17 protein-coding genes are annotated in these 19,651 nt (G+C 70.3%); 2 read left to right on the top strand and 15 right to left on the bottom strand.

Annotated elements, in window-relative coordinates:
• Positions 1 to 11: 11 nt before the first annotated feature.
• The 3 genes from ABIC53_RS08080 to ABIC53_RS08090 form a co-directional block, all read right to left on the bottom strand.
• On the bottom strand, positions 12 to 566 hold the full coding sequence (locus tag ABIC53_RS08080) for a YceI family protein (RefSeq protein WP_323987419.1): 555 nt from the start codon (positions 564 to 566) through the stop codon (positions 12 to 14).
• A gap of 164 nt (positions 567 to 730) precedes the next feature.
• Positions 731 to 1,099: an FKBP-type peptidyl-prolyl cis-trans isomerase gene (locus tag ABIC53_RS08085; protein WP_023951826.1), complete on the bottom strand. Its 369-nt coding sequence runs from the start codon at positions 1,097 to 1,099 to the stop codon at positions 731 to 733.
• A gap of 184 nt (positions 1,100 to 1,283) precedes the next feature.
• Positions 1,284 to 2,453: a PrsW family intramembrane metalloprotease gene (locus ABIC53_RS08090; protein WP_114588022.1), complete on the bottom strand. Its 1,170-nt coding sequence runs from the start codon at positions 2,451 to 2,453 to the stop codon at positions 1,284 to 1,286.
• A gap of 86 nt (positions 2,454 to 2,539) precedes the next feature.
• Between ABIC53_RS08090 and ABIC53_RS08095 the strand changes: the two genes are divergently transcribed.
• The gene (locus tag ABIC53_RS08095) at positions 2,540 to 3,409 is read left to right on the top strand and encodes a fumarylacetoacetate hydrolase family protein (protein ID WP_112613699.1); all 870 of its coding nucleotides are present in this window, start codon (positions 2,540 to 2,542) and stop codon (positions 3,407 to 3,409) included.
• On the opposite strand, the gene ABIC53_RS08100 is transcribed toward ABIC53_RS08095, so the two are convergent.
• From ABIC53_RS08100 to ABIC53_RS08145, 10 genes are all read right to left on the bottom strand, one after another.
• A complete protein-coding gene (locus tag ABIC53_RS08100; protein WP_282502270.1) occupies positions 3,399 to 4,550 on the bottom strand; it encodes a LacI family DNA-binding transcriptional regulator in 1,152 nt (383 codons plus the stop codon). The genes ABIC53_RS08095 and ABIC53_RS08100 overlap by 11 nt on opposite strands.
• A 37-nt stretch (positions 4,551 to 4,587) precedes the next feature.
• On the bottom strand, positions 4,588 to 6,432 hold the full coding sequence (locus tag ABIC53_RS08105) for a glycoside hydrolase family 3 protein (protein ID WP_282502269.1): 1,845 nt from the start codon (positions 6,430 to 6,432) through the stop codon (positions 4,588 to 4,590).
• Positions 6,433 to 6,488: 56 nt separating this feature from the next.
• Positions 6,489 to 7,373 carry a carbohydrate ABC transporter permease gene (locus ABIC53_RS08110; RefSeq protein WP_282502268.1) on the bottom strand — a complete coding sequence of 295 codons (885 nt, stop codon included), beginning with the start codon at positions 7,371 to 7,373 and terminating at the stop codon, positions 6,489 to 6,491.
• Between the two features lie 4 nt (positions 7,374 to 7,377).
• A complete protein-coding gene (locus ABIC53_RS08115; RefSeq protein WP_112615035.1) occupies positions 7,378 to 8,328 on the bottom strand; it encodes a carbohydrate ABC transporter permease in 951 nt (316 codons plus the stop codon).
• A gap of 5 nt (positions 8,329 to 8,333) precedes the next feature.
• Entirely contained in the window at positions 8,334 to 9,599 is a 1,266-nt protein-coding gene (locus ABIC53_RS08120; protein WP_269266712.1) for a sugar ABC transporter substrate-binding protein, read from the bottom strand.
• Between the two features lie 173 nt (positions 9,600 to 9,772).
• On the bottom strand, positions 9,773 to 10,186 hold the full coding sequence (locus ABIC53_RS08125) for a DUF4190 domain-containing protein (protein WP_274177527.1): 414 nt from the start codon (positions 10,184 to 10,186) through the stop codon (positions 9,773 to 9,775).
• Between the two features lie 76 nt (positions 10,187 to 10,262).
• The gene (locus ABIC53_RS08130) at positions 10,263 to 11,723 is read right to left on the bottom strand and encodes an aspartate ammonia-lyase (protein WP_112615031.1); all 1,461 of its coding nucleotides are present in this window, start codon (positions 11,721 to 11,723) and stop codon (positions 10,263 to 10,265) included.
• Positions 11,724 to 11,777: 54 nt separating this feature from the next.
• Complete coding sequence (locus tag ABIC53_RS08135; protein WP_282502267.1) at positions 11,778 to 12,725, bottom strand: phosphodiesterase; 948 nt, start codon at positions 12,723 to 12,725, stop codon at positions 11,778 to 11,780.
• 23 nt (positions 12,726 to 12,748) lie between these two features.
• Positions 12,749 to 13,084 (bottom strand): peptidase, encoded by a 336-nt coding sequence (locus tag ABIC53_RS08140; protein WP_112613687.1) that lies wholly within the window; start codon positions 13,082 to 13,084, stop codon positions 12,749 to 12,751.
• Positions 13,081 to 14,325 (bottom strand): inorganic phosphate transporter, encoded by a 1,245-nt coding sequence (locus tag ABIC53_RS08145; RefSeq protein ID WP_112615029.1) that lies wholly within the window; start codon positions 14,323 to 14,325, stop codon positions 13,081 to 13,083. Before ABIC53_RS08145 ends, ABIC53_RS08140 begins: the two co-directional genes overlap by 4 nt.
• A 199-nt stretch (positions 14,326 to 14,524) precedes the next feature.
• Between ABIC53_RS08145 and ABIC53_RS08150 the strand changes: the two genes are divergently transcribed.
• Positions 14,525 to 16,684, top strand: coding sequence for a S9 family peptidase (locus ABIC53_RS08150; RefSeq protein WP_502915518.1), 2,160 nt, complete (start codon positions 14,525 to 14,527; stop codon positions 16,682 to 16,684).
• 20 nt (positions 16,685 to 16,704) lie between these two features.
• On the opposite strand, the gene recR is transcribed toward ABIC53_RS08150, so the two are convergent.
• On the bottom strand, positions 16,705 to 17,298 hold the full coding sequence (gene recR / locus ABIC53_RS08155; RefSeq protein WP_112613685.1) for a recombination mediator RecR: 594 nt from the start codon (positions 17,296 to 17,298) through the stop codon (positions 16,705 to 16,707).
• Between the two features lie 3 nt (positions 17,299 to 17,301).
• Positions 17,302 to 19,608 carry a DNA polymerase III subunit gamma and tau gene (locus tag ABIC53_RS08160; protein WP_354451037.1) on the bottom strand — a complete coding sequence of 769 codons (2,307 nt, stop codon included), beginning with the start codon at positions 19,606 to 19,608 and terminating at the stop codon, positions 17,302 to 17,304.
• Positions 19,609 to 19,651: the final 43 nt, after the last annotated feature.

The raw sequence follows: 19,651 nt of genomic DNA on the forward strand, positions 1-19,651 counted from the left end.
GAACCGGGCGATCAGGCCTGGATGGAGCCCTGCAGGTCGAGCTCGATGGTGACGTCCTTGCCGACGAGCACGCCGCCGGTCTCGAGCGCGGCGTTCCAGGTGAGGCCGAAGTCCTCGCGGTTGATGACGGTCTTGGCCGTCGCGCCGGCCTTGTAGTTGCCCCACGGGTCGGTGCCGAAGCCGCCGAACTCGACCTCGAAGGTCACCGGCTTGGTGACATCCTTGATGGTGAGGTCGCCGTCGACGAGGAAGTCGCCGCCCTGCTGACGCACGCCGGTCGAGACGAACGTGATGTTGGGGTAGTTCTCGACGTCGAAGAAGTCGGCACTGCGGAGGTGGTTGTCGCGCCCCTCGTCCTTGGTGTTGATCGAGGCGACGTCGACCTTGGCGTCGAGCGTCAGCTCGAGCGGGTTCTCGGGGGCGACGATGGTCGCCTCGGCGACGGCGAAGGTGCCGCGCACCTTCGAGATCATCATGTGGCGGACGCTGAAGCCCACCTCGCTGTGGGAGGCGTCGAGCACCCAGGTGCCAGCCTTGTAACCGGGGATGTCGGTGGTCGTGGTCATGATCGTCCTTCGTCGTAGGTGTCCGGGAGGGCTCCGGCGTACAAGGGGTCGGCAACGCGGCCCGCGCACAGCCTATTCCCGCGAATGTAAATTTCCGGTTGCCGAATGGCGACGGGCGGATGCCGCGCTGTGCAGCATCCGCCCGTCGAGCGGTGTCCGTCGGGTCAGCCGACCGCGAGCAGGTCGATGATGAAGATCAGGGTCTTGCCGCCGAGGAAGTGACCGCCGGCGGGGCCGTAGGCCAGGTGCGGCGGGATCACGAGCTCACGGCGTCCGCCGACCTTCATGCCCGGGATGCCGTCCTGCCACCCCTGGATCAGACCGCGGAGCGGGAACTGGATGCTCTCACCGCGGTTCCACGACGAGTCGAACTCCTCGCCGGAGGTGTACTCGACGCCGACGTAGTGAACGGTGACGGTGTCGCCGGGCTTGGCCTCGGCGCCGTCGCCGACGATCAGGTCGCGAACGACGAGGTCATCGGGCGCGGGCCCCTCGGGGGCGTCGATCTCGGGCTTGGTGCGGTCGTCAGTCATGGTGTCCATCCAACCCGAGGGCGAGGACGGGTGCAACGCGGCGCCCACCCGAGCGCACCTCTTGACGCGGCGCGGCGGCGGGAGGATCATGAGGGCAGGCCAACTCAGCGCCCGGGAGACATGCAGGCATCGCCGCAGCACCGGGCGCTGAGTCTTTCCCGGGCGGTGTCGTCCCGGTCGAGGGTCACGGTCGCAGCAGGGCCTGTCGCAGGCGCGTGGCCCGGGCGAGATGCTCGCGCTCGTCGGAGAGCGCCCGATCGTCGCGGCCGGTCAGCGCCCGTTGGCGTGCGGCAGCGAGACGCGTCGCCTCGGCGATGAATGCCCGCATCGTCTCGGTGCGGTCGCCGGGAAGTGTCCGCGCCCAGGCCAGCGCGCGCCTTCGGCCTCCCCCGGTGGCGAGCAGGTCGACCTCGACGGGGGTGAACCAGCCCGCCGCGGCGTAGTCGTCGAGCCGCTCGCGGGTGAGGCGCGCCTCCTCGCGGCGCAGCAGCAGCACGCCGATCACGAACCCGATGAACAGAGGCACCTGGAGCGTCACGTAGAGGGCGAAGAAGTCGGCGAAAGCAGCCGAGCCGTTCCAGAGCGCGTGCAGCAGGATCGCGACGGCGAGGCCGGTCGCCCAGGGCCCGAACACGGCGGCGCCCCGTGCTCCCCGCCGCACGGCGAGTCCGACCGCGAAGCCGGTCGCAGCCGTGAACATGACGTGGGCGAAGGGCGAGAGGATGCCGCGCAGCACGAACGTGACCGACACCTGAGCAAGACCGCCGGTGATCAGGCTGTCGGCGAAGTAGAGGATGTTCTCGGTGAAGGCGAACCCCGCCCCGACCATCGCCCCGTAGACGACGCCGTCGACGGGTCCGTCGAAGTAGCGGCGCCCGAGACGGAGCATGAGGAGGATGCCGAGCCCCTTCGCGATCTCCTCCACGATGGGCGCCTGCACGACGCTCTTCATCGCCTCGAGGAGCGGGTCACGCGCCGGACCGGTGGCGATGGTCACGAGAAGGTCGACGCCGAGCGCGATGACCACCGACGCGACGGCGCCCCACAGCAGCGCGATCCACAGCAGCCGTGGCGGCTCGGGCTCCCAGCGATCGACGATGCGGACAACCCACAGCACTCCCAGCAGCGGCAGCAGCGCGAGCACGGCTCCCACGATCGAGGCGAACCAGCCGAGGAACGACACGAGGTAGGCCGCCAGTCCGAGGAGCAGCACCACGAGGACCGCGCCGACCCAGAGCGCCGCCCAGCCGCCGGGACGCGCCCGGACGGGGACGACGGGCGGCGAGGTCGGCGCGGCCGGGATGGGACCGGGGTGACCGGGCTGCGGCTGCGAGAGAGGCGACGGGAACGACACGCCCCCACCCTAGAGCGCGGGCGGCGTCCGCCCTATGGCGAGGACGTCGCGCCGCGACCGAGTCGTGAGCCGGGTAGCCTGAGAGCATGCGCTTTGCCCACGTGATGACCGCGGGGGCCGACGATCCCCGCCTCGTGCTCGTCGAAGACGACCGGGCCACGTTCGTCGGCGACCTGTTCGCCGGCGCACCCGAACGACTGCAGCAGCTCATCGAGCTCGGCGACGACGGGCTTGCGCGCGTCGCGGACGCGTCGACGAGCGAGGGCGTGGCGTGGCACGACATCACCGGCTCGGCCTTCGCATCGGCCGTTCTGGCCCCGCCGATCGTGCTGGCCGTCGGGCTGAACTACGCGGCGCACTCGAGCGAGCTGGGCCTGAAGGCCGACACCGCGCCCACCGTGTTCACCCTGTGGCCGAACTCGCTCACCGCGCACGACGCAATCACGTCGTGGCCGCGGAGCCTCAGCGAGTCGGTCGACTACGAGGCCGAGCTCGGCGTCATCATCGGCACGGCGGCCAAGGACGTCCCTGCAGACACGGCTCTCGACCACGTCTGGGGCTACACGGTGGTCAACGACATCACCGCGCGCGACATCCAGTTCTCCGAGGCGCAGTGGTCGCGCTGCAAGTCCTTCGACGGGTTCACGCCGACGGGACCCTACGTGGTGACCGCCGACGAGGTCCCCGACCCGCAAGACCTTCACATCTGGGCCGTCGTCGACGGCCAGACGGTGCAGGACGCCTCGACGGGACAGATGATCCGCTCGGTCGCGACGCTTGTCGCGCACCTCTCGACGGCGGCCACGCTCCTGCCCGGCACGCTCATCTCGACCGGCAGCCCGGGCGGCGCCGGCTACTCGCGCGACCCGCAGATCTTCCTGCGCGACCGCTCCGTCGTCACCGTCGGGATCGACGGGATCGGTGAGCTGCGGACGCACTGCCGCATCACGGACTGACCGGGCACCCGCAGCTTCCGCCGACCCGGAGCCCCACCTCGACGCGCACGCTGCGCCGCGCCGAGCCGTCTCCCGGATCGGTCAGCAGCAGGTGGGCGGCGATGCGCCCCATGAGCTCCATCGGCTGGCGCACGGTCGTCAGCGGCGGCGACGACATCCCGGCCGCCTGGATGCCGTCGAAGCCGGCGAGCCGCACATCGCGGGGCACGACGATGCCCCGGGCGTGCAGCACGTCGAGCGCGGCGAGCGCGATCTGATCGGTCGCGCACAGCACCGCTTCGGGGAGCGTGCTCTCGCGTGCTCGTGAGCTCAGCCCCGGGAACACCGGTGCGCGCTCGAGCTCGACGGTGTCGATGATCTCGGCGCGCGCGCCGGGGTGAGAGGCGACGGCATCGAAGAAGGCGGCGCGGCGCTCGTCGGTGTCGAAGCCCGCAGGCGCGTCGATCCACCCGAAGGTGGAGACGCCGTGGACCTCGACGAAATGATCGACGAGCATCCGCTCACCACCAGCGTTGTCGGCGAGGACATGGTGCGCGTCACCCAGCGGCGAGCTCAGCACGGCGACCGGGAGCGTCGACGACACCGAGCCGAGAGACGCGGTCACCGTCGGGCCCGGCAGGATCGCGAGGCCGTCGACCTGCCCCGCCGTGTCGGCGATCTCGGACGCCCCCAGCCCCCCGGTGCTGAGCAGCACCGCGGTGCCGGCCCGCTTGCACTCGAGCACGAAGCCGCGCTGGATCTCATCGACGTAGAGCGGGAACGTCCGGGGAGCGCTCCGGCGGACGTCCTCGTCGGCGTCCCACGCGATCAGGTCGACGTCGAGGTCGAGCTCGGCGAGATCGGTGAGCCCGGGCGGCGTCGGCCGCTCGGGAGCCGCACCCGAGGTCAACCCCGTCTCGACGGGCGGCGCCGATTCGACCAGCAGATCGAACAGATGCAGCCCGAGCACCCCGGTGCGGCCGCGCGCGAGGTTCCGGGCCGAGCCGCTGGGGACGTACCCCAGCTCGCGTGCGACCCGCAACACCATGTCGCGGGTCTCGGTGCGCACCTTGTCGGGGCGCCGGAACGCGAATGAGACCGTCGCGATCGACACCCCGGCACGTTCCGCGACGTCGTAGACCGTGGGTCGTCCGACCACCATGACTACCTCGATTCCCCGGGGAGTCTACCGACGCACCTCACGCCGGCACGATCGACAGTCCGGTCCCCCGCGGGAAGATCGGCTCGTCCGTGTCGCCCGGGACGTCGGTCCGGGAACGGCGCACGGCGTCCATGGATCGCGGGATCTCGACGGGCAGCGTGCCACGTGGCGGCACCGCGCCGGTGAGCGCGGCGAGCACTGCGGCATCCGAGCTGCCGTAGTCGGCGACGATCGCCGAAGCGACGGGAACGAAGGGGGTGAGGACCGCGGGCCGGTCGAGGCCGACGACCAGCACGAGAGGGGCGTGCGTCGCGACACGACCCAGTCGCGACACCAGCCCGGGGCCGAAGTCGAGGGAACCCTGGTGGAACCACTTCTCGAGGAACAGGTCGTCGCGAGGCTCGAAGGGCGCTCCGACACGGACGATCGCGACGTCGGCGTCCTCGGGCCGCTCGACGCGGTCGCCGTACGGGGCGATCGCGGCGTCGCCGACGTTCTCGGCGTAGATCCTCGGGCGGGGCGCCGAACGGATCGGCAGCACCTCGTCGCGGTTCTGCAGAACGGTCAGCGACTCCGCCTGCGCGCGGGTGCCGAGCGCGCGGAAATCGGCGTTGCCGACGATGCGCTCGGCCTCGTCCTCGTCGACGTACGGGTCGTCGAAGAGGCCGAGCCGGAATTTCACGAGCAGGATGCGCCGGGCCGAGACGTCGATGCGCTCGAGCGGCACGGTGCCGGATTCGACGAGGCCGACGAGCAGCTCCGTGCACTCCTCGCCGCCGAACTGGTCGACACCGGCGTCCAGGAGCCGCAGCATCCGCTCGGTCGGGTCGAGCTCCTCGACGCCCCACGCGCGAGCGGGCAGCACCTGGTCCCCGACGTGGTTGTCGTTGACGAGCTCCCAGTCGGTGACGACGACGCCGTCGTAGCCGAGCTCGTCGCGCAGGAGGTCCGTCACGATCTGACGGTTGTAGGCGAATCCGACCTCGGCGATCGGCACGCCGTTCCGTTCGAGTCCGACCGGCATGCCGTAGTACGGCATCATGCCGGCCGTGCCGCGCCGGATCGCCTCGCGGAAGGGCTCGAGGTGATAGTCGAACATGCCGCCCGGGTAGACCTGCTCGCGTCCGTACGGGAAGTGCGCGTCTTCACCGTCGAGCTGCGGCCCGCCGCCCGGGAAGTGCTTCGTCGTGCACGCGACGCTCTCAGCGCCGAGCACGTCGCCCTGGAAGCCGCGCAGGTAGGCGGCGGTGATCTGCGAGACCCGCTCGGCGTCGAAGCCGAACGTCTGGGCCTGACGACCCCAGCGAGCTTCGGTGGGGAGGTCGATCTGCGGGTGCAGCGCCGCCCGGATACCGACCGCGCAGTACTCGCGACGGGCGACGTCGGCGAACTGCTCGATGACCTCGAGGTCGTCGAGCGCGGCGAGCCCCAGCGGCTCCGGCCACTGCGAGAAGGGACCCGCGGAGAAGGCGACGCCGGTGTTCTCGACGAACGCGTGCCGCGGATCGGTGCTGATCGTCACCGGGACGCCGTGCGGCGTGCTCTCGGCGAGTCTCTGCAGGTTGTTGTTCCAGCGAGCGCCCTCACGAGCCGTGCGGATGGCGTGCACGTTGAAGTGCGTCATGTTCTTGCCGACCACGACGTCGGTCGTCGGCGACTTCGAGATGGCGCCCGGTGTCTCGAGGAGCTCGCCATCGGGACCGATCTCGATGACGGTCTGGAACATGAGGCCGATCTTCTCGGCCGGCGACATCCGGCTGAGCAGATCGTCGGTGCGCTCCTCCGGGGTCAGGCGGGGGTCCTCGTAGGGGTCGAGGACGCCGTTGCCGTTGAGGTCGCGGAAACGGGTTCCATCGGGCGCGGTGTGGAATTCGGGTCGCATGAGGTGCTTTCGCTTGTGGGGGGACGGATGCGGCGACGCGGAGGTCGGCGCGTGGGTCACTTCAGACCGGTGGTGGCGACGCCCCGGATGAACCAGCGCTGCAGGAAGACGAACAGCACGATGATGGGCGCGATGACGAGCACGGATCCGGCCAGGAGCAGTCCGTAGTTGGTCGCGTTCTGTCCCGTCGAGTAGAGCGAGAGCGCGACGGGAAGCGTGTACATCTCCTCGGTCTGGGCCGCCACCAGCGGCCAGAGGAAGTTGTTCCAGGAGGCGAGGAACGTCAGGATGCCGAGGGTCGCGAGCGGCGGCCCGCACAGCGGCATCACGATGCGCGAGAAGATGCGCCACTCCCCCGCCCCGTCGAGGCGGGCGGCCTCGAGCAGCGCGTCGGGGATGCCCATGATGAACTGCCGCATGAGGAACACGCCGATGGGGGCGGTGATGAAGGGGAGGATGAGCGCGGGGTAGGTGTTGACGAGCCCGAGCGAGGAGACCATCACGAACAGCGGCACGAAGGTGACGACCCCCGGCACCATGAGCGTCACCATCACGAGGAGGAAGAGCACCTTCTTGCCGGGGAACTCCATCTTCGCCAGGGCATAGCCCACCATCGAGCAGAACACGATGTTGCCGAGGACGGTGACCACCGCGACGATGAGGCTGTTGGCGAAGAAGTGTCCGAAGTCGAGAGGCCCGAACCACTGCGCGAAGTTCTCGCCCGTCGGGTTCTCCGGGAACCACGTCGGCGGGCGGCGCAGAATCTCCCCCTGCGTCTTGACCGATCCGAGCACCATCCACAGGAACGGGATGAGCCAGAGGGTGAGTCCGACGGCCAGGACGGTGTAGGTGATCGCACGCGGACCGAACCGACGGCGGCGGCGCCGCGGAACGGGCGGCGGCGTGACGGTGTCCACCACGGGAGCGGGGATGGTTGTCATCGGGTCAGTCCTTCGAACGGAGCAGTCGGAACTGGAGCAGGCTCAGCAGAGCGATGGCCAGGAACAGGACGTAGCTGGCGGCGGAGGCCAGTCCGTACTCGCCGAAGCCGAACTGCTGGAAGGTGTAGTACGCCACGGACAGGGTCGAGTCGAGCGGCCCGCCCTTGGTCATGACGAACGCCTCCTCGAAGAACTGCAGGTAGCCGACGGAGATGAGGACCGCCCCGAGGAGGATCGTGGGGCGCAGCAGCGGCAGGGTGACCGAGATCAGGCGCCGCCACGATGACGCGCCATCCATCGTCGCCGCCTCGTTGACGTCCTGCGGAACGGCCTGCAGGCCCGCGAGGAAGATCACCATGAGCGTGCCGACGTTGCGCCACACCGCCATCATGATGAGCGAGGGCAGGGCGAAGGCGGGGTCGTTGAGCCAGTTCGGGCCATCGATGCCGACGAGCGCCAGGGCCGAGTTGAGGAGGCCGTCCGGCTGGAGGATGTAGCGCCAGACGACCGCGACCGCGACGATGCTCGTGACGACCGGCGCGTAGAAACCCACCCGGAAGAACGCGACGATGCGGCCGCCGCCGCTGTTGAGGGCGAGCGCGAGGGCGAGCGCCAGCACCATCGTCACGGGGATGCCGACCACGACGAAGACCGCGGTGACCCCGAGGGACGTGATGAAGCGCGGGTCCCCAAAGAGCGTCGCGAACTGGTCGAGCCAGACGAAGTTCACCGCGAACGGCGAGGTGATGTCGCGAGCGGTGAAGTCGGTGAACGACATCGCGAACGACCCGACGATCGGGAAGAGCATGAAGACGGCGAACACGGCGACGAAGGGCAGGCAGAACGCCCAGGCGATGAGTGCCTGACGCTTGCGCAGCCGTGCGTGCAGCCCGTCGGGGCGGGAGGCCCCGCGGCCGGAGTCGGCTCCGGCCGCGGGGAGGGTGGTGGTGGACATCGAGGTCACTCGAGTCCGATCGCGTCGGCGTCGGCCTGCAGCTTCTGCAGCACCGCGGGAACATCCGCTCCGCCGCGACGCAGCTGCTCGAGGGCCTGGTCGCCCTTGGCGGCCACCTGCACCCAGCTGGTCGTCACGGGCGGGGCCTTGGCGGTCTGCAGCTGCTCACCGAAGGTCGTCAGGCTCGCGTCGTCGGCAAGGGCGGGCGCATCCCACGCGGCCTGGAGAGCGGGCAGGTCACCCGTCGTCTCGTAGAACGCCGCCTGAGTCTCCGGCTCGCTCAGCCAGCGGACGAGCTTCCACGCCGACTCGGCGTTCTTGCTCTGGTTGAACACGACGAGGTTCGCGCCGCCGCTGAAGGACACCGACCCGGTGTCGGCGGGCAGGACGGCCGTCGCGTACTTCGAGGCGAAGTCCGCACCTCCGAGCAGCTCGAGCTGACCGCGCAGGAACGGCCCCTCGACGACCATCGGCGTGGTTCCGGCCACGAACTCGGCCTCGGTCGCGCCGGCGGAGATGTCGGCGTTCGCGTCGGCGAGCCCCTTGTCGAAGAAGCTCTTGTAGTACTCCAGCCCCTTCGTCATCTCGGGGGTGTCGAGGGTCCAGGCGTCACCGTCGGTGAGCTCCGCACCGGCGGACCACGGCATCCACATCGCCCCCTGGAACGAGTCGTTGCCGCCGGGCATCCGGATGCCGTACTCGGCGCCCGCCTTCTCCTTCATGTCGGCGGCGAGCTGCTGCAGCTCGTCCCACGTCGTCGGAGCCTGGGACCAGCCGGCCTGCTGCGCGAGGTCGGTGCGGTAGTACAGCACGCGCGTGTCGACGTACCACGGCACACCGGCGGCGCGGTCGTCGAACTCCGTCGTGCTGAGGGCGCCGGGGAAGAAGCCGTCGGTCGCGATCTCGGCCGGGACGGTGGCGAACGCGTCGCCGAAATCCGCCATCCACGTCGAGCCCACCATGGCGACGTCGGGGGTGTTCCCACCCGCGATCGCCGTCTGGAACTTGTTGTGCGCTGCGTCCCACGGAATGGCGGTGACGTCGATCTTCACGTCGGGGTTGGCTTCCTGGAACTCCTTGACGAACTCCGGCAGGGCCTCGCCCTCCGCACCCATCGCCCATACGCTGATCGTGCCCGTGGCCGGGCTGTCATCGATCGTCGTGACCTCTGCGGGCCCGGCCGCCGACTCGTCTGCACGGCCGCAGCCGGTCAGGATGAGCGACACCGCAGCGAGGGTGGCGATGCCGCCTGCCACTGTCTTGAACTTCACGTCTTCCTCCTTGAATCGCGGGATCGCCGCGGCGATCAAAGCGCTTAACCGTTGCGCTGGCGTCGAGTTTAAGCGCTTTGACTGCGCGGACGCAAACGTCCCGAGCGACTCCTGAGGTGGGCAGACGAAGAGCCCCCGCGGACGATGTCCGCGGGGGCTCTTCGGGACGCGAACTACCGCGCGGAGGAGCAGGACTGCGTCTGGCCCCACACCGTCACGGTGTCGGCGCCCTCGACCACGCAGGTCTGGTAGATCTCGTTCGCCGCGTTACCGAAGACCGAGAACAGGACGATCGCGACGACCACACCGATCACCATGAAGACGGCGCTGATGATGATCGCGGCGAGAGCGAGGCCGTTCTTACGGCCCGCTTTCTTGCTCTGGACGAGCGCCACGATTCCGAGGATGAGACCGACGAGCTGCAGCCCGACGGGAACCAGCGCGAGGATGAACGCGACGATGCCGAGGGTCTTTCCCGGCACCGGGGCGTTCGGGTTCTGGTACGACGCGTCGGAAGACGACGTCGGGTACGCCGGCGGCTGGTAGGCCGGAGGCTGCGGCGCGGACGGGTTGTTCGGGTCGGTCATGGGATCCCCCGGTCGGTCGGAAAGCGATGAACAGCCTCGACGTTATCGACAGCGGACCCCGCGGCACAAAGCCTTGTCAGCCCGAGACGCTCTCCTCGGCGTCGGCGAGGACGATCGGGATGGCCGCCGTCACGGCCTGCAGACCCGACAGGCGCGCGGGCGAGAGCTGCTTGTCGACCTCTTCGCGCGACATCAGCCCCGCCTCGACGACGAGATCGCCCACGTTGCGGTGCGTCAGCAGCGCGGTCTTGGCCAGGGCCGCTGCCGCGGCGTAGCCGATGAAAGGCGTCAGAGCCGTTACGACACCGACCGAGGACCCGACCATGGCCCCGAGGCGCTCGCGGTTCGCCGTGATGCCGTCGACGCAGTTGACGCGGAGCGTCCGCATCGCCCGCCGCATCCAGGTGATCGACTGGAAGATGGAGTGCGCGATGATCGGCTCGAAGGCGTTGAGCTGCAGCTGACCGCCCTCGACCGCCATCGTCACCGTCAGGTCGGCGCCGGCCACCGCGAAGGCGACCTGGTTGACGACCTCGGGGATCACCGGGTTGACCTTGCCGGGCATGATGCTCGACCCCGCCTGCCGGGCCGGCAGATTGATCTCACCGAAGCCGGCCTGGGGTCCGCTCGAGAGCAGCCGCAGGTCGTTGCTGATCTTCGACAGCTTGATCGCGTTGCGCTTCAGCGACGACGAGAACGACATGAACGAGCCGGTGTCGCTGGTCGACTCGACGAGGTCGACGGCGCTCGACAGATCGAGGCCGGTGATCTCGCGCAGATGGCGGACGACAGCGGGACGGTACTCGGGATGGGTCGTGATGCCGGTGCCGATGGCGGTCGCGCCCATGTTGATCTCGTAGAGCAGCGACGCGTTCTCGCCGAGGCGGGAGTGATCCTCCCCCAGCGTCGTCGCGAAGCCGTGGAACTCCTGCCCGAGCGTCATCGGGACGGCGTCCTGGAGCTGCGTGCGACCGACCTTGAGGACGTCGTGGAACTCGACGGCCTTCGTGAGGAACGATTCGCGCAGCAGCGCCAGCTCGTCGAGCAGCCCCTCCAGGTCGAGGGCGAGCCCGACCTTGATCGCCGTCGGGTAGACGTCGTTCGTGGACTGGCTGCGGTTCGTGTGGTCGATCGGCGACAGGAACGCGTAGTCACCCTTGGGACGCCCCGCGAGCTCGAGGGCGATGTTGGTGATGACCTCGTTCGCGTTCATGTTCGTCGAGGTGCCGGCACCGCCCTGAACGACGCCGACGACGAACTGGTCGTGGTACTCGCCGTCGATGACGAGCTGAGCGGCACGGTCGATCAGGTCCGCGCGCTCGGCATCGAGCACCCCGATCTCGCGGTTCGCGCGCGCCGACGCCTGCTTGACCATCGCCAGGGCCCGGACGAGGTCGCGATAGACGGAGATCGGCCGCTGCGAGATCGGGAAGTTCTCGAGGGCACGAGCGGTGTGCACGCCCCAGTAGGCGTCGGCGGGAATCTCGAGCGAGCCGAGCGAATCGGTCTCGGTGCGGGTGGCGGGAGTGGACGACATCATGCGCTGGTCCTTGTGGGTCTCACGGCGATGGGAGGGACGGTCCCAGCCTAGTCAGCGCTTGCGCGAAAACGCCTCGAGACGCTCCTGCGGCGACAACCGCGCCATGTCGGCGACCCATTCGGCGGAGAAGTACTCGCCGGTCGGAGCCTCGACGACGGGCACGACGGTGTGGGTGATCACCTCGTCGTAGACGTGCACGAGCTGGAACGCCTGGCCGGCGTCCATGCCGTTGACCGCCTGCGGCGGGCGCTGGAGGTTCATCGTGTAACACGTGGCGGAGGCGACGGAGACGGGAATCCCCGCGAAGGTGCCGGACGTGGAGTAATGCAGGTGACCCGCGAGGATGCCGCGCACGTCCGTCCCTGCGATGGTCTCGGCGAGGGCGTCCTGGTCGCGCAGCTCGAGGATGTCGAAGAAGGGCACGTGGCTGGGCAGCGGCGGGTGATGCATCGCGAGGATCGTGCCGTGTGGCGCGGGCTCCGCGAGGATCTCGTGCAGCCAGTCGCGCTGACGCGCGTCGATCTCACCGTGGTGCCAGCCGGGCACCGTGGAGTCGAGGGCGATCAGGCGCAGGCCCGCCAGATCCCAGACCCCGGTCAGCGGTTCCTGCGTCGGGGGCCCGCCGAACAGCCCCACGCGCATCGCGTCGCGCTCGTCGTGGTTGCCGGCCACCCACACGACCGGTGCACCCAGGCGGTCCGCGACGGGCTCGACCGCGTCGCGGAGGCGGCGGTAGGCGTCCGGCTCGCCGAGGTCGGTCAGGTCGCCGGTGAAGACCAGCGCGTCGGGTCGGACGCCGGTGCGCTCGATCGCCGCGAGCGTGGCGTCGAGATTGGCCTCGACGTCGTAGCGCCCGCCGAGCGCGGCCCCGCCCGCCAGCAGGTGGGTGTCGCTGACGTGGACGAGGACGTGCGCCGCGGGCTCGTGACGCCCGAAACGCACGGATGCCGCGCGGTCGCGAGGCTGCGTGGAACCGTCCGACGGCACTGCTGAGGTCATGGCCACAGCCTATTCCGGGGGTCCTACCGTCCCGCCACGATGAGGACGATGCCGCCGAGGACGGCGAGACCGCACAGGGCGAAGGCGCCGTAGGCCGTGACGAGCGCGATCCTCTTCTGCCCCGCCGTCAGCGGATTCTTCTTCGCCGCCTTGGCCGCTGCCTTCGCGTGGCGCCGTGCCTGCTTCTCACTGATGACGGCGATCGCGTCGGTGAACTCCGCGGGAGTCACCACCGGCACCCGGCCCGCGCGCACCAGCATCCGGAGCCCGAGTGCGTAGAAGCCGACGACGAGCACGGCGCCCGTGATGGCCGCCGCGAACACCTGGACGAAGGCGAACCAGTCGATCGAGACGTTCATCGCTCGCCCTCCGTCTGCTCCGAGCCCGAATTCTTCGCCGCGGCCGCCGCCTTCGCGCGCCGCTGCCGCCGGGTGGGCGGCGGATCGGAGGGCACGTCGACGGCCAGGCCGGAGTCGGCGACCTCGCTCATGGCGTTGCCCGCGTGCACCTCGTTGCGGCGCGAGCGGAGGAACAGCGCCAGCACGATCGCGACGGCGGCGATCGCGTCGATGACGATGCCCACCGGGCCGAGCCACACGACCAGGAGCGCCGCCACGGCGCCGACCGCGCCCGACGCGGGAAGCGTCAGCAGCCAGCCGACGGCGATACGACCGACCGTGCCCCAGCGGACCGTCGAGCCGCGGCGTCCGAGTCCGGAGCCGATCACCGAGCCGGATGCGACCTGCGTCGTCGACAGCGCGAAGCCGAGCGCGCTCGAGGCGAGGATCGTCGACGCCGTCGACGCCTCGGCCGAGAAGCCCTGCGCGGGCTTGACGTCGGTGAGCCCTTTGCCGAGGGTGCGGATGATGCGCCATCCGCCCATGTAGGTGCCCAGCGCGATCGTGACGGCACACGCCACGATGACCCACAGCTGCGGTTCGGCGTGCTCGGCGCTCTGCCAGCCGGCCGCGATGAGGGCGAGCGTGATGACGCCCATCGTCTTCTGAGCGTCGTTCGTACCGTGGGCGAGCGCGACGAGCGACGACGTGAAGATCTGGCCCCAGCGGAATCCGTCGCGGCCGTCCGGCTTTCCGTCGTGGCGACGGGTCACGGCGTAGGCGACCTTCGTGACCGTGAAGGCGATGAGGCCGGCCGTGACGGGGGCGATCAGCGCCGGGAGGATGATCTTGCTCAGCACGACGCCGAAGTCGATGGCCATCGCGCCGACGCCCACGAGGGTCGCGCCGATGAGGCCGCCGAAGAGGGCGTGCGACGAGCTCGACGGGAGGCCGAGCAGCCAGGTGAGCATGTTCCACGTGATGGCGCCGATCAACCCCGCGAAGATCAGCGGCAGCAGCGCGGTGGCGGCGAGCTGATCCTCGTGGATGATGCCGTGCGAGACGGTCTTGGCGACCTCCGTGGACAGGAAGGCTCCGACGAGGTTGAGGCCGGCGGCCAGGAGGACGGCGACCTTCGGTTTCAGGGCCCCCGTCGCGATCGGCGTCGCCATCGCGTTGGCGGTGTCGTGGAAGCCGTTGGTGAAGTCGAAGAAGAGTGCCAGTCCGATGACCAGCAGAAGAATGAGTACAGCGGTTTCCACTGTGCGCTCTCTGTGCGTGCGGGCCCGCGAGCGCGGGTCCTCGAGTACGGGTCGGGATGCCGCGGCAGCGGCGGGCGCGAACGAAGAGTTCACCGTCTGTTCAGGGTCCGGCAACCGGACCATCGAATCCTGCCACACCATCGCCGTCACCGTGAATCCGAGCGGCCGGATCAGGCGGCCGCGGCGCTAGCGTGGAACGGTGACCGACACCCGCGACATCCCCACTCCGTCCCCCTCCGACGCGCCGGCGGCCCCCGTTGCAGCCGTGCGCGAGCACCGCCGTACGCACCACGACGACGAGTTCGTCGATCGCTACGAGTGGCTGCGCGAGAAGGAAGCCGGCGAGGTCGTCGCGCACCTCGAGGCCGAGAACGCGTACACCGACGCCCGCACGGCGCACCTGAGCGGGCTGCGCGAGCGGATCTTCGAGGAGATCAAGGGGCGCACCCTCGAGACCGACCTGTCCGTTCCGAGCCGCCGCGGCGACTGGTGGTACTACAGCCGCACGGTCGAGGGCAGCCAGTACGGCATCCACTGCCGCGCTCCCCTGGTCTCACCCGATGACTGGACTCCCCCGCAGCTCGAACCCGGCGTCGACGTCCCCGGCGAGCAGGTGCTGCTCGACGGCAACGTCGAGGCCGAAGGAGCGGAGTTCTTCTCGCTGGGCAGCTTCGAGGTCTCCACCGACGGTTCCCTGCTGCTGTACGGCGTCGATACCGAGGGCGACGAGCGGTACACCCTTCGCCTGCGCGACATCGCCAGCGGCGAGAACCTCGCCGATGAGATCGCCGGCACCTTCGCCGGAGCCTCGCTGTCACCGGACGGCCGGTTCGTCGTCTATTCCACCGTCGACGACGCCTGGCGACCCGACTCGGTCTGGCTGCACGAGATCGGCACCGACACGGCCTCCGACGAACGCCTCTTCCACGAGCCCGACGAACGGTACTGGGTGGGTGCCGGCTTCACGCGCAGCGACCGGTATCTGGTGATCGAGGTCGGCTCGTCGATCACGAGCGAGGAGTTCCTCGTGCCGGCCGACGACCTGCGGGCGGAGCCGCGCTCGGTGTGGCCTCGCCGTGAGGGCGTGGAGTACTCCGTCTCACACGCGATCGTCGACGGCGCGGATGTGCTCTACGTCCTGCACAACGACGACGCGCTCGACTTCGAGCTCGTGCGGGTCTCGGCCGAAGACCCGATGGGTGCGCGCGAGGTCGTGCTCCCCCACCAGCCGGGACGCCGTCTGGAGGGCCTCTCGACGTTCCGCGACTGGGCGCTGCTCGGCTACCGGCGCGACGGGCTGCAGCGTCTCGGCATCTTCGACTACGCGTCGGGCTCGGTCACCGAGCTCGAGTTCGACGAACCCCTCTACACGGTGGGCTCCGGCGGGAACCCCGAGTGGGCGCCGCCCGTCCTGCGTCTCGGCTACGGCTCATTCGTCACCCCCGGCACCGTCTACGACTACGTCGTCGCGACCGGAGACCTGCTGCTGCGCAAGCGCCAGCCGGTGCTGGGCGGCTACGACCCCGCGGACTACGAGCAGCGACGGGTGTGGGCGACGGCCGATGACGGAACGCGCATCCCGGTCTCGGTCGTCTGGAAGCGGTCGTTCGGAGACCCCGCGGACGGGGCGAGCGGTCAGCCCCGCGCCCTGCATCTGTACGGCTACGGCTCATACGAGCACTCGATCGACCCGGCCATGTCAGTGGCGCGCCTGTCGCTCCTCGATCGCGGCGTCGTATTCGCCGTCGCTCACGTGCGCGGTGGCGGCGAGATGGGGCGGCAATGGTACGAAGACGGGAAGCTGCTGCACAAGCGCAACACCTTCACCGACTTCGTCGCCGTCGCCCGCCACCTCGTCGAGACCGGCTACACCTCGCCCGACCGGATGACCGCCGAGGGCGGATCAGCGGGCGGACTGCTCATGGGCGCCGTGGCCAACCTCGCCCCCGAGCTGTTCGCCGGAATCCTCGCCGCGGTCCCCTTCGTCGACGCGCTGACGACGATCCTCGATCCCTCCCTGCCGCTGACGGTCATCGAGTGGGACGAGTGGGGCGACCCGCTGCACGACCCGGACGTCTACGCGTACGTGAAGTCGTACTCGCCGTACGAGAACGTCCGCGAGGACGCGACGTACCCGCGCATCCTCGCGGTCACCTCGCTCAACGACACCCGCGTGATGTACGTCGAGCCCGCCAAGTGGGTCGCCCGCCTGCGCGAGGTCGGTGTCGACGCGTTGCTGAAGTGCGAGATGGTCGCCGGTCACGGCGGCGTGAGCGGCCGGTACAACTCGTGGCGCGAACGCGCCTTCGAGCTCGCCTGGCTGCTCGACGTCGTGGGTCTCGCAGACCAGCGGGCCTGACCCCGCCTCGAGGGATGCCGTCAGAGCTGGCGGCGTCCCTCGAACGCCCGGCCCAGCGTGACCTCGTCGGCGTATTCGAGGTCGCCCCCGACGGGAAGGCCCGATGCCAGGCGCGTGACCCGGATCTCGAGGGTCGTCAGGAGGCGGCTGAGGTAGGTCGCCGTCGCCTCGCCCTCGAGGTTCGGGTTCGTGGCGAGAATGACCTCCTGCACGGTGCCGTCGGCGAGGCGCTGCATGAGCTGCGCGATGCGGAGGTCGTCGGGGCCGACGCCGCCGATGGGGCTGATCGCTCCGCCGAGCACGTGGTAGAGGCCCCGGAACTCACGGGTGCGCTCGATCGCGGCGACGTCCTTGGCGTCCTCGACGACGCAGATGAACGTGCCGTCGCGCCGCGGGTCGCGGCAGATCGCGCAGCGGTCCTGCTCGGACACGTTGCCGCAGATATCGCAGAACCGTACGCGTTCGCGCAGCTCGCCGAGCAGGTGCGAGAGCTTCGAGACGTCGAAGGTCGGGGTCTGCAGGATGTGGAACGCGATGCGCTGCGCCGATTTCGGTCCGATGCCGGGCAGGCGGCCGAATTCGTCGATGAGGTCCTGGACGATGCCGTCGTACATGGCTTAGCCGAATCTCGTGGGTGAGGTGAAGGGTTCTTCGCGGACGAAGGTGGCACCGAGCATCTGGCGCACGACCGCCTCGCCGTATCGCTCGATCCCGCCCCGCGCGGGCGCCGCGTTCGCTCGACCGTTCGGGGGCGCGGCAACGGGGGCGGCAGCGGGCCGTTCGGGACCGGAGCCGTTCCGGTCTGCGGCCGGAGGCGCGGCCGTGGGCCGCTCCACGGCGACCGGCGCGCGCGGGGGCAGCGGCGCGTAGTCGTCGACGGGCGGCGGCGGGTAGTCGCGGTCCTCCTCGTCGATGGGCGGCAGAGGCTCGGGGTACGGGTCGACGTCACCGTCGTGGGGGGCCGTGAGCGTGCGCACGGGCGCCGCGACGGCATCCTCGGGCTCGTCGTCCACCGCGAACTGCGGCGCCGGGTCGCCCTGCGGAATCGGCGCAACCGCCCACTCCGTGACGGGGGCGGCGTAGGAGGAGGAGCCGGAGGGTGACGCGGTTGCGGTCGGGCGGCCGCCCGCCGGCGCCGAGGGGGCACCCGCGGCCCGCTGACCGCCCGGAGCCTGCTGCGACGAGGGCGCCTGCACCGGCTGCCGCTGATCCGTGGAGGGCTGCTGCCGGGGAGCGCCGCCGGGCTGCCCGCCGGCAGGCTGAGGTGTGGGCCCGCCCGGGGCCGGTCCGCCGCCGGGGTCGGAATCGTGACGAGCGACGTACTTCACTCGCACCCCGAGAACGCCGAGGATCGCGCCGCGCAGGTCTTCGCTCGGGCCCTTGCCGGCGTTGAGCTTCTTGAACTGCAGGACGTCGGACTGGCTCTGGAACGAGAGGGTGAGCACGCCGGTCTCGGAGAAGGCGACGGGCGAGGCGACGGAGGCGATCATCCACGAGGTGCGGCTGATCGTCTCGAGACGCTGCAGCACCTCGGGCCAGGCGTCGCGCATCTGCGCGAGCGTCACGGTCGACGGATCGCGCGGTTCCGCCGGGGCCGCGGCCGCCGAGCCGGATGCGGCCGCCGCAGCGCCGGTCGCCGGCGCGGACGGCTGTGCCGTGGGAGCGGGCGAGGCCGCTGCACGGTCGGGCTGCGCGGAGGCCGGAACCTGCGCCGGAGCGGGGGTGACGATGCGTGGCGGGGCTGCGGGCGCGGACGCGGGCGACGAGGCATGCGACGCGGGGGCCGCGGCGACCGGCGCCTGATCGGCTGCGGGAACGCCGTGCTGGGCCGCGGCGAGCACACGCGCGACCAGCAGCTCGAGCTGCAGCCGCGGTGATGTGGCCCCCGACATCTCGTCGAGCGCGGTCACGACGAGATCGGCCGTGCGCGAGAGACGGTCGGTGCCGAAGAGCGCGGCCTGGCGTCCCATCCGTTCGAGCTCTTCGGCGGACACGCCGCGCAGCACGGCGGATGCGCCCTGGCCGGTCGCCGAGACGATGATGAGATCGCGGAGGCGCTCGAGCAGGTCGTCGACGAACCGCCGCGGGTCCTGGCCCGTCTGGATGACGCGGTCGACGGCCGCGAAGGCCGCCCCAGCGTCGACGGCGCCGAACGCCCCGACGACCTCGTCGAGCAGCTCGGCGTGGGTGTAACCGAGCAGGGCGACGGCGCGCTCATACGCGACGGCGCCGTCGTCGGAGCCGGCGATCAGCTGGTCGAGCAGCGACAGCGTGTCGCGCGGCGACCCTCCCCCGGCACGCACGACGAGCGGGAGGACACCGGCTTCGACCTGCACGCCCTCCTGGGCGCAGAGCTGCTCCACGTACTCGAGCATCGCCGCGGGCGCGACGAGACGGAACGGATAGTGGTGCGTGCGCGAGCGGATCGTGCCGATGACCTTCTCGGGCTCGGTCGTCGCGAAGATGAACTTCACGTGGGCCGGCGGCTCCTCGACGAGCTTCAGCAGGGCGTTGAAGCCCTGAGCCGTGACCATGTGCGCCTCGTCGAGGATGAAGATCTTGAAGCGGTCGCGAGCCGGCGCGAAGACGGCGCGCTCGCGCAGGTCGCGAGCATCGTCGACACCGTTGTGGGATGCCGCATCGATCTCGACGACGTCGAGCGATCCACCGCCGCCGCGGCTCAGCTCGACACAGCTGTCGCAGGTGCCGCACGGGGTGTCTGTGGGTCCCTGCGCGCAGTTGAGGCAGCGGGCGAGGATGCGGGCCGAGGTGGTCTTGCCGCAGCCGCGGGGACCGGAGAAGAGGTACGCGTGACCGACGCGGTCGGAGCGGAGCGCCGTCATCAGGGGTTCGGTCACCTGCGACTGGCCGATCATCTCGCCGAACGCTTCGGGACGGTAGCGGCGGTAGAGGGCGGTGGTCACCCAGACAGACTACGGCGTACCGCTGACACCGGCCCTGTCGGCA

The organism is Microbacterium sp. 1262 (genome assembly GCF_040544895.1).
Taxonomy (GTDB): domain Bacteria; phylum Actinomycetota; class Actinomycetes; order Actinomycetales; family Microbacteriaceae; genus Microbacterium; species Microbacterium plantarum.

Bases quoted from the DNA above. Each gene is read 5' to 3' on its own strand.
- ABIC53_RS08080 (WP_323987419.1), bottom strand. From the start codon at position 566: ATGACCACGACCACCGACATCCCCGGTTACAAGGCTGGCACCTGGGTG.
- ABIC53_RS08085 (WP_023951826.1), bottom strand. From the start codon at position 1,099: ATGACTGACGACCGCACCAAGCCCGAGATCGACGCCCCCGAGGGGCCC.
- ABIC53_RS08095 (WP_112613699.1), top strand. From the start codon at position 2,540: ATGCGCTTTGCCCACGTGATGACCGCGGGGGCCGACGATCCCCGCCTC.
- ABIC53_RS08100 (WP_282502270.1), bottom strand. From the start codon at position 4,550: ATGGTGGTCGGACGACCCACGGTCTACGACGTCGCGGAACGTGCCGGG.
- ABIC53_RS08105 (WP_282502269.1), bottom strand. From the start codon at position 6,432: ATGCGACCCGAATTCCACACCGCGCCCGATGGAACCCGTTTCCGCGAC.
- ABIC53_RS08110 (WP_282502268.1), bottom strand. From the start codon at position 7,373: ATGACAACCATCCCCGCTCCCGTGGTGGACACCGTCACGCCGCCGCCC.
- ABIC53_RS08115 (WP_112615035.1), bottom strand. From the start codon at position 8,328: ATGTCCACCACCACCCTCCCCGCGGCCGGAGCCGACTCCGGCCGCGGG.
- ABIC53_RS08125 (WP_274177527.1), bottom strand. From the start codon at position 10,186: ATGACCGACCCGAACAACCCGTCCGCGCCGCAGCCTCCGGCCTACCAG.
- ABIC53_RS08130 (WP_112615031.1), bottom strand. From the start codon at position 11,723: ATGTCGTCCACTCCCGCCACCCGCACCGAGACCGATTCGCTCGGCTCG.
- ABIC53_RS08135 (WP_282502267.1), bottom strand. From the start codon at position 12,725: ATGACCTCAGCAGTGCCGTCGGACGGTTCCACGCAGCCTCGCGACCGC.
- ABIC53_RS08140 (WP_112613687.1), bottom strand. From the start codon at position 13,084: ATGAACGTCTCGATCGACTGGTTCGCCTTCGTCCAGGTGTTCGCGGCG.
- recR (WP_112613685.1), bottom strand. From the start codon at position 17,298: ATGTACGACGGCATCGTCCAGGACCTCATCGACGAATTCGGCCGCCTG.